We start from the raw sequence: 13013 nt of genomic DNA on the forward strand, positions 1-13013 counted from the left end.
ATGGACAGGCGCAGGAATCCAACGACCTCGGCACACAGGCCAAGGCACGCTAAACACTGAAACAGGAGAGATGCATGCCATGAGGTGGCACAGCGACATTATGCATACTGCGGAAAATTGTACAAATAACTATTTATGTACAACTTAAATATAGGATTAATCAAAAGCAGGAAATGAAAAGCCCCGCCGGGCTTGTGGCCGGGCGGGGCTTTGGTGTGCCGTTGCCGATCAGGCGCAGGCGGCTTGCATCTGGCGATGCGTGTCGATGAGGTGCTGCACCACGCCAGGATCGGCCAGCGTGGAGATGTCGCCGAGGGAATCGTATTCGGCGGTAGCGATCTTGCGCAGGATACGGCGCATGATCTTGCCCGAACGAGTCTTCGGCAGCCCCGGCGCCCACTGGATCACATCCGGCGTGGCGATCGGGCCGATTTCCTTGCGCACCCAGTTACGCAGTTCCTGACGCAGTTGCTCGGAGGACTCCTCGCCCGCATTCAGGGTCACGTAGACGTAGATGCCCTGGCCTTTGATGTCGTGTGGCACACCCACCACTGCGGCCTCGGCCACTTTTGGGTGGGCGACCATGGCGCTCTCGATTTCGGCGGTGCCCATGCGGTGGCCGGAGACGTTGAGTACGTCATCGACGCGGCCGGTGATCCACCAGTAGCCATCTTCGTCGCGGCGCGCACCGTCACCGGTGAAATACATGCCACGGAAGGTCTTGAAGTAGGTGTCGACGAAGCGATCGTGATCGCCGTACAGGGTACGTGCCTGACCCGGCCAGGAATCGATGATCACCAGGTTGCCTTCGGCAGCGCCTTCGATGATGTTGCCCAGGTTGTCCACCAGAGCCGGCTGTACACCGAAGAACGGACGGGCAGCGGAACCCGGTTTCATCGGGTGAGCACCCGGCAGCGGGGTCATCAGGCAGGCACCGGTTTCAGTCTGCCACCAGGTATCGACGATCGGGCAGCGGCTCTGACCGACGTTCTCGTAGTACCACTGCCAGGCTTCGGGGTTGATCGGCTCGCCCACCGAACCGAGCAGGCGCAGGCTGGAACCATCGGCACCGGCCACGGCAGCCTTACCTTCGGCCATCATGGCGCGAATGGCAGTCGGTGCGGTGTAGAGGATGTTGACCTTGTGCTTGTCGATGATCTTCGCCACGCGGGTGACGTCCGGGTAGTTCGGCACGCCTTCGAACATCACGGTGGTGGCGCCGTTGGAGAGCGGCCCGTAGATCAGGTAGGTGTGGCCGGTGACCCAGCCGATGTCGGCGGTGCACCAGAAGACTTCGCCCGGGCGGTAGTCGAACACGCGCTCATGGGTCAGCGAAGCGTAGGTCAGGTAGCCGCCAGTGGTGTGCAGCACGCCCTTGGGCTTGCCGGTGGAGCCGGAGGTGTAGAGGATGAACAGGGCTTCTTCGGCGCCCATTTCCTTCGGTGCGCAGACGCTGCCAGCGACCTTCATCAGGTCTTCGTACCAGATGTCGCGGTGCTGGTTCCACTTGATGCTGCCACCGGTGCGGTTGACCACGATGATCTTCTGCACGCTGCTGGTTTCCGGGTTGGTCAGCGCGTCGTCGACGTTGGCCTTCAGCGGTACCTTCTTGCCACCGCGCACACCCTCGTCGGCAGTGATCACCACCTTGGACTTGCAGTCGATGATGCGACCGGCCAGCGCTTCCGGGGAGAAGCCGCCGAACACCACCGAGTGGATGGCGCCGATACGGGCACAGGCCAACATGGCCACGGCCGCCTCGGGGATCATCGGCATGTAGATGGTCACCACATCGCCGCGGTGAACGTCCTGGCCACGCAGGGCGTTGGCGAACTTGCTCACTTGTTCGTGCAGCTCGCGGTAGGTGATTTCCTTGTGCTCGGACGGGTCGTCACCTTCCCAGATGATCGCGATCTGGTCGCCGCGCTCTTCCAGGTGACGGTCGAGGCAGTTGTAGGAGACGTTCAGGGTGCCGTCGGCGTACCACTTGATGTCGACATGGTGGTCGTCGAAAGAGGTTTGCTTGACCTTGGTGTAAGGCTTGATCCAGTCGATGCGCTTGCCTTGCTCGCGCCAGAAGCCTTCGGGGTTGACCACCGACTGCTGGTACATGGCCTTGTAGGTGGCCTCGTCGGTCAGGGTTCGGGCAGCCACCTCGGGACGCACGGGATACAGGGACGCAGCACTCATCGGGGAAACCTCTCCGGTAGTTGTTTTTCTATGCTGCCTTTTGTATCTCCCAACCCTTCGTGAGGCCATTCGACCATGGTCTTACCGGTCTAAGACCATGGTCTTGAGGTGGCCTGTGGTTCGGCTGGATTGCCCTCAATGGACAGACCACCGCGCCATGGCAGGCGTGACCGAATTACCCACGCGTCAACCGCGATTCGCCGCTTCGGCCGCCTGGATCAGCTCGGCGCCGATATCCTTCTCGAACTTCTTCCACACCGGGCGCATGGCTTCGCGCCATTGCTCGCGCTGCTCGGGCGTCAGCTCGATGATCTCGCTGGTGCCAGCCTTGACGATGGCGGCACGTGCTTCCTTGTTGAGGTCGTCAGCCTGACGGTTCACCTCGGCGGTCACTTCGACCATGATCGATTCCAGCTCGGCGCGCACATCGTCCGGCAGGCCTTTCCAGAACTTGGTGTTGGTGATCACCATGTAGTCGATCAGGCCATGATCGGAAGCAGTGAAGTACGGCTGCACCTCATGCACCTTCTGGCTGTAGTAGTTCGACCAGGTGTTCTCGGTGCCGTTGACCACGCCGGTCTGCAGGCCCTGGTAGACCTCAGCGAAGCTCATCTTGCGCGGCGCGGCGCGCAGTGCCTTGAACTGCTCGTCGAGCACCGCCGAGGCCTGCACGCGGAACTTCATGCCACGCGCATCCTTGGGTTCGTGCATCGGCTTGTTCGACGAGAGCTGCTTCAGGCCGTTGTGCCAGTAGGCCAGGCCGGTGATGCCCTTGCCCTCCATGCTGGCCAGCAGCGCCTTGCCTTCGGCGCTGGCCTGGAAGCGGTCGACCGCCTCCATGTTGTCGAACAGGAACGGCAGATCGAAGATCTGGATCGGCTTGGCGTAGTGCTCGAACTTGGCCAGCGACGGCGCCAGCATGTGCACGTCACCGAGCAGCAGCGCTTCCATTTCCTTGCCGTCACCGAACAGCGACGAGTTGGGGTAGACCTCGACCTTGACCTTGCCCGGCAGGCGTTCTTCGGCGAGTTTCTTGAAGATCAGCGCGCCCTGTCCCTTGGGCGTGTGCTCGGCCACCACATGGGCGAACTTGATGACGATGGGTTGGCCTTCGGCGGCATACAAGGAAGCGCCGGCGGTCAGGAATGCAGCGCACAACAGCGCCTTGGCGGTGAGTTTGAACATGACGTTACCTCATTGTTTTTGTAGGTCGGTACGTGGGTGGAGGGTGGCCGGACGTGATCGCCCGACCGGTTTTCAGGCGGGAGACTCTCCCGCGCGTTGCAGCAAGCGACGGGCACGACCAAGCACCGGGGCATCGACCATCTGGCCGTCGACCACGAATACGCCCTCGCCGCTGCTGGCAGCCGCCATCACTCGCCGTGCCCAGTCCAGTTCCTCTGGCGCCGGGCAGAGGGCGCGATGGATGGTGTCGACCTGCGTCGGGTGAATGCACAGCAGGCCGTCGAAGCCCATGTCACGGGCATCACGCGCAGTGCGAGTGAGCCCCTCGCGGTCTTCGATGGCCGGGAACACGCTGTCCAACGGCGCCGCCAGAGCGGCCGTGCGCGAGTGCAGCAGCAAGGCGTAACGAGCCTGGTCGAGGATGCGTTCAGCGGCGACGCTACCACTGCTCAGCCCCAGGTCGAGGCCCAGATCGAGAGCGCCGAAGGACAACCGCTCGACGCCGTTGGCGCGGGCGATGGAAGGCAGCTCCAGCAGTCCCGCAGCACTCTCGATGATCGGCCATACCGGCTTGCCACAGGCCGCCACGCGCGCCACCTGAGCAGCGCACTCCACCTTGGGCAGCAACACGCCGATGACACCAGCATGACGGCCACATAACTCGATGTCGGCAGCGTGCCCGGCATGTTCCGGCGCGTTGATCCGCACCAGCAGTCGCGCCTCGGGATTGCTGCTGAGAAAGGTATCGAGATTGGCCCGAGCCTCGACCTTCAGGCTTTCCTGCACGGCATCTTCAAGGTCGACGATGACCGCATCGGCACCGACGGCGAGCGCTTTGGGAATGCGCTCGGGCCGGCTCGCCGGCACGAACAGGGCACTGCGGATTATCTGTGAATTCATACCTTGCCCCGTAGGGTGCGCCGTGCGCACCAGCTTCTGGGTTCATCGGTGCGCACAGCGCACCCTACGCAGCGACACGCAACCGGATTGAATCCGCAAACAGGCGAGTTCATATCGCCCCCTGTTCATGCAGGCGCTGGATGTCACTGGCGGCGTAACCCAGCTCGGCGAGCAGCGCATCGGTGTGCTGACCCAGCGCAGGCACGGCGTCCATGCGCGGTTCGAAGGCGCTGTTGCGCCCCGGTGGCAGCAACGCCGGTAGACGACCACTGGGGCTGTCGACCTGGCGCCAGCGCTGGCGAGCTTCGAGTTGTGGGTGAGCCCAGACGCCGGCCATGTCGTTGACCTGGGCATTGGCGATCTGCGCCTGCTCCAGGCGCTCGATGACCTGCGCTGCGCTCAACTTGGCGAAGGATTCGACGATGATCGCGCGCAGCTCGGCGCGGTTGGCCGAACGCTTGAAGTTGGCGGAAAAGCGCTCGTCACCAGCCAGTTCCGGCTGCTCCAGCACCTTGGCGCAGAACGCCTGCCATTCGCGTTCGTTCTGCAAACCGAGCATCACCGTGCCGCCGTCGCCAGCCGGGAACGGACCGTAGGGATAGATGGTCGAGTGCGCGGCCCCGGCACGCGGTGGTGGCGTGGCGCCGTCGTAGGCGTAGTACAGCGGGTAGCCCATCCACTCCACCAGACTTTCCAGCATCGACACGTCGACGCGACTACCGACGCCAGTCTTGCCGCGCAACATCAGCGCCGACAGCACGCCGGTGTAGGCGTACATGCCGGCGGCGATATCGGCGATGGAACAGCCGGCCTTGGCCATCTCCTCCTCGCCCGGCCCGCCGGTGACGGAAAGAAAACCGCCCTCGCTCTGGATCAGCAGGTCGTAGGCCTTCTTCTGCTCGTACGGGCCACCTTCGCCGTAGCCGGAGATGTCGCAGACGATCAACTGGGGAAAGCGCTCGTGCAACGCCTCGAACGACAGGCCCATGCGTGCCGCCGCGCCGGGCGCGAGGTTCTGCACCAGCACGTCGGCATCGGCCAGCAGGCTGCCGAGCACCTGCATGGCGTCGTCCTGCTTGAGGTCGAGGGTCAGGCTTTCCTTGGAACGGTTGGTCCAGACGAAGTGCGAGGCCAAGCCGTTGACGCGCTCGTCATAACCACGGGCGAAGTCGCCACTGCCGGGACGCTCGACCTTGATCACCCGCGCGCCGAGGTCGGCGAGCTGGCGGGTGCAGAACGGCGCGGCGATGGCGTGCTCCAGGCTGACCACGGTGATGCCATCCAGTGGCCGGGGTTGTTGTGCGTTGTTCATGTCCATGTCCTCGATCAGGCCAGTTGGCTCAGGTCATCGGTCTCGCGCAGACGCCAGACCTTGGCGATCAGCTCGCCCGCCTCATCACTGCTGCGTTTGCCGGCGAAGGCCAGCAGGCGGCGGAATTTGTCTTCCAGCTCGGTGCGGCTGAGGGTATTGCCGGGGTCGCCCTTGGGCTCGTCGATGGCGCCGCGCAGGGGGCGACCATCGACCGTGACCACCTCGACCCGGCCCAGCCAGCGCGCCGGGTAGGCGTTGTCCACCTCGGGGTCGAGACGCATGCTGACCTTGTCGCGAAACTCGGCGACGTCATCGTCGTTAAGCGCCAGGTTCTCGAACTCGGTGAGCTGCGCCTTACCATGCACGGCGATCAGGCCGAGCACCGTACCCATAGAGAACTTGGCCTGGTGCACGGTCTGCGGCACCTGCACGCGGCCGAGCACGTCGATGGCGCCCTGGTGCACATGGGTGATGACCCTGGCGATATCGCCGTGACGCAGCTTCTCGCGCTGCATCAGCGCCAGCAGCGCGTCGGCAGCCGGATGGGTGTGACGGCAGGAGGCGTGGTACTTGAACGAGGTCTCCACCAGCGCCCAGCGGCGACCAAGACGGTCGGACAACGCCGCTGGATCGGCATCGCTCGACATGCCGGCAGCCATGCCCTGCTCGCCTTCGAGAATGTTCTGCGCACCAGTCAGGCCCTGCTCGGTGAAGTAGGCGGCCAGCAGGCCATCGGCGGCCGCCTTGGCGGTGTGCAGCTGCTTGGAGTCGGCGGCGTCACGCAGGAATTCCCACAGCCCAGCAGCCTGAGTGCCGGCGTTGCCGAGCAGGTGAATGAACTGCTGCCGGTCGAAGTCCAGCAGCTTGCCCACCGCCACGGCGGCAGCCAGGGTGCCGACCGTCGCGGTAGTGTGGAAGATGCGGTAGTGCGAACGGCCGAGGAATTCGCCGATGCGAATGCCCGCCTCGTAGCCGGCCACCGAGGCCAGCAGCAGCTCGCGACCGGACTTGCCGAGATCCTGCGCCGCCGCCAGGGCCGCCGGGAACACCACGGTGGCCGGGTGCAGCACTGAGCTGTTGTGCAGGTCGTCCTGCTCCACCAGATGGGACGACGCGCCGTTGACCAGGGCGGCAAAGTAGGCCGAAGTGCCGCGGCCGTTGACCAGAATGCGCGCCGGGCCAGCGGCCGGTCCCATCTTCTGCGCATAGGCCTCGAACAGCGGGATCGGCCTTGCACCTTCACTGGCCAGGGCCGAACCGAGCCAATCGAGGAACAGATCTTCGGTGCGTTCCAGTACGTGCTCGGGGAGCTGTTCGTAGGAAAGTTCGGCGAGGAAGCTTGCCAGGACTTGGGTATGGCTCATGACGGGCACCTCAGAACGAACGTGGCAGTTCGAGCAGATGCTCAGCCACGTAGCTCAGAATCAGGTTGGTGGAGATCGGTGCCACCTGGTACAGGCGGGTCTCGCGGAACTTGCGCTCGACGTCGTATTCGTTGGCAAAACCGAAGCCACCGTGGGTCTGCAAGCAGGCGTTGGCCGCCTCCCAGCTGGCTTTGGCCGCCAGGTACTTGGCCATGTTCGCTGCCGCTCCGGCGTTGCGCCCGGCGTCGTATTCCTCGCAGGCGCGCCAGCGCATCAGGTCGGCGGCCTCGATCTCGATATGCGCCTCGGCGATGGGGAACTGCACGCCCTGGTTCTGCCCGATGGGCCGACCGAACACCACGCGATCACGGGCGTACTGCGCGGACTTCTCGATGAACCAGCGGCCGTCGCCGATGCACTCGGCAGCGATCAGCGTGCGTTCGGCATTGAGGCCGTCGAGGATGTAGCGAAAACCCTTGCCCTCCTCGCCGATCAGGCTGCTGGCGGGGATTTCCAGGTTGTCGAAGAACAGCTCGTTGGTCTCGTGGTTGACCATGTTGGCGATCGGCTGCACGGTCAGGCCGTTGCCGATGGCTTCGCGCAGGTCGACCAGGAAGATCGACATGCCCTCGGACTTGCGCTGCACCTCGGCCAGCGGCGTGGTGCGCGCCAGCAGGATCATCAGATCGGAATGCTGAACGCGCGAGATCCACACCTTCTGGCCGTTGATCACGTACTTGTCGCCCTGACGCACGGCGGTGGTCTTGATCTTGGTGGTGTCGGTGCCGGTGGTCGGCTCGGTGACGCCCATCGATTGCAGGCGCAGCTCGCCGCTGGCCAGCTTGGGCAGGTAGTAGCGCTTCTGCTCCTCGCTGCCGTTACGCAGCAGGGTGAACATGTTGTACATCTGCCCGTGGATGGTGCCGGAGTTACCGCCGCAGTGGTTGACCTCCTCGAGGATCACCGACGCTTCGGCCAGGCCCAGACCCGAGCCGCCGTACTCTTCCGGGATCATCGCCGACAGCCAGCCGGCTTCGGTCATGGCGGTGACGAAGGCTTCGGGGAAGCCCTTCTCCTCATCGATCTTGCGCCAGTATTCGGCGGGAAATTCCGCGCACAGGGCACGCACGCCTTCGCGGATGGCGTTGAGTTCTTCGTTATTGTTGTGGTTCATCGGTCTTCCTCGGAATCATGTGTGGCATATGTCTGCTCGGGTACCAAACGTAGGGCGTACCGGGACGCCGGCCGCTCGGAAGCAGTACGCCGCTTGGTGTTGGGCTCACCTCAGTCGGCGAACTGTTCGCTTAGGCTCCTGAGTCCGCCCTACAAAATCAGTCGAATTGCACGTCGGCGCGTTGTGCCAGGCCGGCTTCGTTGCCGGCCCACAGCTCGGCCTGGCCTTCGCCCAGCAGACGCCCGCCCACCTCGAAGGGTTGCGGCGAGATCAGCGGACGCAGGCCGCGGTAGGCGAAGCGGCGCAGACGTGCCTCGGGGTTGGCACGGCAGAAGGCGCGCAGGTTCAGCGTGGCGATCAGCGGGCCGTGCACGACAAGACCGCCGTAGCCTTCGGTTTCGGTGCCGTAGGGCCAGTCGTAATGAATGCGATGCCCGTTGAAGGTCACCGCGCTGTAGCGAAACAGCAGGATGCTGGACGGCGTCACCGCCTCGCGCCAATCGCCCGCCACCAGCGGCTCGCCACTGCTGGCCTTGGGTGGGCTGGGCTCGCGGTAGACGATGTCCTGCTCTTCGCGAATGGCAAGTTGGCCGTCCTGCAGGTAGTCGTGCTGCACGGTGACGAACAGCAGCGCGCCGGTGCGCCCGTGCTTTTCCTCGATGTGCTTGATGGTCGATACCCGGCTGGCTTCGCCGCCCACGCGCAGCGGCTGGAAGAACTCGACACGACCGCCAGCCCACATGCGGTTGCGATTGTCCGCTGGCGGCAGGAAGCCTCCGCGTGCCGGATGCCCGTCCTCGCCCAGTTGGTTCTCGCTCAACGGCTCCTGAAAGAAGGCCCAATGCCACAGCGGCGGCAGCGCCTCGCCATGCGCCGGTGTGGCTTCGCCGAGGGTGGCGGCAATGCGCTTGACCAGATTGCGACTGAGTTGGTCGTGAGCCTCTTCGCTACGACCGATCCAGGCAGAAACAGCAGAGTCACTCATGGGGGCAGGTTCCAGCTCGTTCTTGTGTGAGCCGAAGCATGCAACGCTGACGAGCGTTCATAGAATCCGCATTTATTTAACCCAGCGTTCGGATATTCTGAACGCCATATTTCTATGTGGGAGGGGCTTTAGCCGCGATGTTTTCCGGGGAAGCCAGGGCGTCGCGGCTAAAGCGGATCGCCGCCCGGCCCCTCCCACAGAAGCAGAGGAACCCATGCACTTCGATCTTGCCGACCTGCGCCTGTTCATCCATATCGCCGAGTCGCCCAGCCTGACTCAAGGTGCACGCAAGGCGTTCCTCTCACCGGCCGCCGCCAGCGCACGGATCAAGGCACTGGAAAGCCAGCTCGGCAGTCGTCTGTTGTATCGCGACAGTCGCGGTGTCGAGCTGACGCCGGCCGGCCAGCGCCTGCTGCAACATGCACGGCTGATCATGCGCCAGGTGGACTACCTGAAAAGCGAATTCACCGAATACGGCACCGATGCCGCCGGGCATATGCGCATCTTCGCCAACACCACGGCGGTGACCGAATTCCTCCCCGAGGTGCTGGCCGGCTTTCTCGCCGAACGCCCCGGCGTCACCGTCGACCTGCAGGAGCGCCTCAGCCGCGACATCGTGCGTGGCGTACTCGATGGTGCAGCAGATCTCGGCATCATCGCCGGCCCGGTGCAGGCGCCCGGCCTGCAAGTGCTGCACTTCAGCACCGACCGCCTGGTGCTGGCCGTGCCACTGGGCCATGCGCTGGCGCATCACAAGTCGGTGAGTTTCGCCGACACCCTCGCCTATCAGCATATCGGCCTGCACGAAGGCAGCACCCTGCTGAGCTTTTTGCGCGAACAGGTGGAAAAGCTCGGTGGCAGCCTGGCGCTGAGAATTCAGGTTTCAAGCTTCGAGGCGATCTGCCGGATGGTCGAGGCCGGTGTGGGCATCGGCATCATTCCCGAGTCATCGGCATTGCGGCACAGCCGCACCATGCAACTGGCGACCCTGCAACTGGACGAAGCCTGGGCGGTGCGCGAACGCAGCATGCTGGTGCGTGAACTGGACGCGCTGCCAGGTAGCGTGCGCGCGCTGATCGAGCGGCTGAACCAGGGCGTCTAGGCAGAACCGACAGGCAAAAAAAGGGCGACCAAATTGGTCGCCCGCCCATTCAAGGCATTCCAGGGGAGGAATGCGGAAACGCTTGCACCCAAATCACGCAGGATCATTGGGACGGCCTCAGTGTCGCTGCAGGTGCCTGCCCTGCCTATTGCACCAAGGTCGTAGGTCGCTGCTATTCCTTGCCCAACCCATGCTGACGCAGCTTGTTGGCGATGGTGGTATGGGAAACCCCGAGCCGCTTGCCCAATTGGCGGCTGCTCGGGTGCTCGTGATACAGGCGCTCCAGCACAGCCTTTTCGAAGCGCCCGAGAATATCGTCGAGGCTGCCTTCCACCGAGAATTCACCCAGAGGCTGCGGTGCGCCGTAATCCGGCAGGCGAATATGCTCGACCTTCACCGTACCGCCGTCGCACAGCGATACGGCCTGGAACAGCACGTTCTCCAGTTGCCGCACATTGCCCGGCCAGTGGTAATGCGCCATGCGTTCGAAGGCCTGCGGCGCCAGCTTCGGCAGACTGCAACCGATCTGCCGGCTGGCCGAATCAAGGAAGTGATCGACCAGCGGCGCCAGGCCATCGAGGCATTCGCGCAACGGCGGGATATGCAGGCTGAGCACGTTGAGACGGTGGTAGAGATCCTGGCGAAATTCGCCACGTGCGCACAGTTCGGACAAGTCCACCTGGGTGGCGCAGATCACTCGCACGTCCAGGTACACCTCCTCGTCGCTGCCCACGCGGCGGAAGCAACCATCCTGCAGAAAACGCAGCAGCTTGGCCTGCATGCGCGGGCTCATCTCACCGACGCCATCGAGAAACAGCGTGCCGCCTGCGGTCAGCTCCAACAGGCCGAGCTTGCCTTCCGGACGCGCGCCCTCGAAGGCCCCAGGGCCGTAGCCGAACAGCTCGGTCTCGGCCATCGACTCCGGCAGGCCGGCACAGTTGAGCGCCATGAACGGTGATTGCCCACGCGGGCTGGCCAGGTGGCAGGCGCGCGCCAGCAGCTCCTTGCCCGTACCGGTTTCGCCCTCGATCAACAGCGGTGCATCCAGCGGCGCCATGCGCCGCGCCTCACGCACCACCGCGGCCATCACCTTGGAGCTCTGGAAGATCGAATCGAAACCGCGCAGCTCCTGCTTGCGCACGTGGTAGATGCGCTCACCGACACGATCAGCCCGGTGCAGGGTGAGCACCGCACCAGCCAGTGCCTCGCTCTCGTCATGCTCACTTTGCAGCGGTGCGATATCGGCAAGAAACACGTCGCCCTTGATCTGCACGCGCAAGCCGTTGATCCGCGCCTTGTTGGCCCGCACCAGCTCGGGCAGGTCGAATTCCTCGGCGTAGCGCGAGAGCGGAATTCCCGGCACCTCGTCAACACGCACGCCGAGCAACTGCGCAGCACTGCGATTGGCCGCGACGATGGAACCGCCCATGTCGATGGACAGCACCGGGAAATCCAGGGCGCCGAGCAAAGCATTGAGCTCTAGGTGACGGCGCTCGCTGGGCATCAGGCCAACACGTTTGACGCCAAACACCCCGGCAATGGCCTCCAGCTTCGGGCGCAGCGCCTGGAACTGCAGGTTGATCAGGTTCGGGCAATGCAGGTAGATGGCGTTGCCCTGCTCGCCCCCGACTTCGCCGCGTGCCACGTTGATGCCGTAGTCGACCAGCAGTTCGAGGATGTCGCGCAGGATGCCGACACGGTTCTGGCAGTGGATCTTGATACGCATGGCGCAGGCTCTTATCGGTCTTGTTATGGGCCGCCAAGGCGAGCAATCGACCGTGGCTGCGAATTTTCCGTCAAGAATATGTGACAGATTAGCGCAGCAGCAAGGTGACGCTCTGTGGCTGCCGGAAATCCGTAATCAATTCTTTACGAAATTACCGCAGGCGCGCATGGGCACCCGTCGCTCGGCCTCTGCCACATACGGCACAACGGGCCCATTCTCCGGTCAAGACAATAACAACAGGAGGCAGCGATGAAGAGCACGCAGTACCTGGCACGGGAACCGGATGAAAGCGGCTTTATCCACTATCCGGACAGTGAACATCAGGTCTGGCACACGCTGATCACCCGCCAGCTCGAGGTGATCCAGGGGCGTGCCTGCCAGGAGTACCTCGACGGTATCGAGCAGCTCGCCCTGCCCCTCGAGCGCATCCCGCAGCTTGGCGAAGTCAACCGCGTGCTCGAAGCCAGCACCGGCTGGAACGTCGCTCGGGTACCGGCGCTGATCCCCTTCCAGACCTTCTTCGAGCTGCTGGCCAGCAAGCGTTTTCCCGTGGCCACCTTCATCCGCACGCCCGAGGAACTGGACTACTTGCAAGAGCCAGACATCTTCCACGAGCTTTTCGGTCACTGCCCGCTGCTGACCAATCCCTGGTTCGCCGAATTCACCCACACCTACGGCAAGCTCGGCCTCAAGGCGAGCAAGGAAGAGCGCGTCTACCTGGCGCGGCTGTACTGGCTGACCATCGAGTTCGGCCTGGTCGACACGCCAACGGGTCGACGCATCTATGGCGGCGGCATCCTTTCCTCGCCGAAGGAAACCCGCTACGCACTGTCCGACGTGCCCGAGCACCAGGCCTTCGATCCGCTGGAGGCGATGCGTACGCCCTACCGCATCGATATCCTGCAACCTCTGTATTTCGTCCTGCCGGATCTCAAGCGTCTGTTCGAGCTGGCCCAGGAGGACATCATGGCGCTGGTACAACAGGCCAGACAGATGGGGCTGCATGCGCCTAAATTTCCACCGAAAGCCGCATAGAGCGGACATGCCGTCAGGCTTGCCAGCGAGTAGCCCGGAT

General features: G+C 63.8%; 10 protein-coding genes. 2 read left to right on the forward strand and 8 right to left on the reverse strand.

Annotated features, from left to right (window positions below; genetic code table 11):
* Window positions 1-228 precede the first annotated feature (228 nt).
* From acs to HS968_RS17595, 7 genes are all read right to left on the reverse strand, one after another.
* A complete protein-coding gene (gene acs / locus HS968_RS17565; RefSeq protein WP_182367649.1) occupies window positions 229-2190 on the reverse strand; it encodes an acetate--CoA ligase in 1962 nt (653 codons plus the stop codon).
* A gap of 186 nt (window positions 2191-2376) precedes the next feature.
* Window positions 2377-3375, reverse strand: coding sequence for a TRAP transporter substrate-binding protein (locus HS968_RS17570; RefSeq protein WP_182367652.1), 999 nt, complete (start codon window positions 3373-3375; stop codon window positions 2377-2379).
* A 72-nt stretch (window positions 3376-3447) separates the two neighbouring features.
* Complete coding sequence (locus tag HS968_RS17575) at window positions 3448-4275, reverse strand: HpcH/HpaI aldolase/citrate lyase family protein (protein WP_182367654.1); 828 nt, start codon at window positions 4273-4275, stop codon at window positions 3448-3450.
* Window positions 4276-4384: 109 nt separating this feature from the next.
* Window positions 4385-5587, reverse strand: coding sequence for a CaiB/BaiF CoA transferase family protein (locus HS968_RS17580; protein ID WP_182367657.1), 1203 nt, complete (start codon window positions 5585-5587; stop codon window positions 4385-4387).
* A 14-nt stretch (window positions 5588-5601) separates the two neighbouring features.
* The gene (locus HS968_RS17585; RefSeq protein WP_182367659.1) at window positions 5602-6951 is read right to left on the reverse strand and encodes an MmgE/PrpD family protein; all 1350 of its coding nucleotides are present in this window, start codon (window positions 6949-6951) and stop codon (window positions 5602-5604) included.
* A gap of 10 nt (window positions 6952-6961) precedes the next feature.
* Window positions 6962-8125, reverse strand: a complete 1164-nt coding sequence (locus tag HS968_RS17590; protein WP_092376736.1) for an acyl-CoA dehydrogenase family protein — start codon at window positions 8123-8125, stop codon at window positions 6962-6964.
* A 157-nt stretch (window positions 8126-8282) separates the two neighbouring features.
* Window positions 8283-9110, reverse strand: a complete 828-nt coding sequence (locus HS968_RS17595) for an FAS1-like dehydratase domain-containing protein (protein ID WP_182367661.1) — start codon at window positions 9108-9110, stop codon at window positions 8283-8285.
* Between the two features lie 214 nt (window positions 9111-9324).
* Between HS968_RS17595 and HS968_RS17600 the strand changes: the two genes are divergently transcribed.
* A complete protein-coding gene (locus HS968_RS17600) occupies window positions 9325-10212 on the forward strand; it encodes a LysR family transcriptional regulator (RefSeq protein ID WP_182367663.1) in 888 nt (295 codons plus the stop codon).
* A 172-nt stretch (window positions 10213-10384) separates the two neighbouring features.
* Here the strand turns inward: HS968_RS17600 and HS968_RS17605 are convergent, their stop codons facing one another.
* Window positions 10385-11938 (reverse strand): sigma-54-dependent transcriptional regulator, encoded by a 1554-nt coding sequence (locus tag HS968_RS17605; protein WP_182367666.1) that lies wholly within the window; start codon window positions 11936-11938, stop codon window positions 10385-10387.
* Window positions 11939-12187: 249 nt separating this feature from the next.
* On the opposite strand from HS968_RS17605, the gene phhA reads away from it, so the two are divergent.
* A complete protein-coding gene (gene phhA / locus HS968_RS17610; protein ID WP_182367670.1) occupies window positions 12188-12973 on the forward strand; it encodes a phenylalanine 4-monooxygenase in 786 nt (261 codons plus the stop codon).
* Window positions 12974-13013: the final 40 nt, after the last annotated feature.

The sequence above is a fragment of the Pseudomonas berkeleyensis genome, assembly GCF_014109765.1.
GTDB lineage: Bacteria > Pseudomonadota > Gammaproteobacteria > Pseudomonadales > Pseudomonadaceae > Aquipseudomonas > Aquipseudomonas berkeleyensis.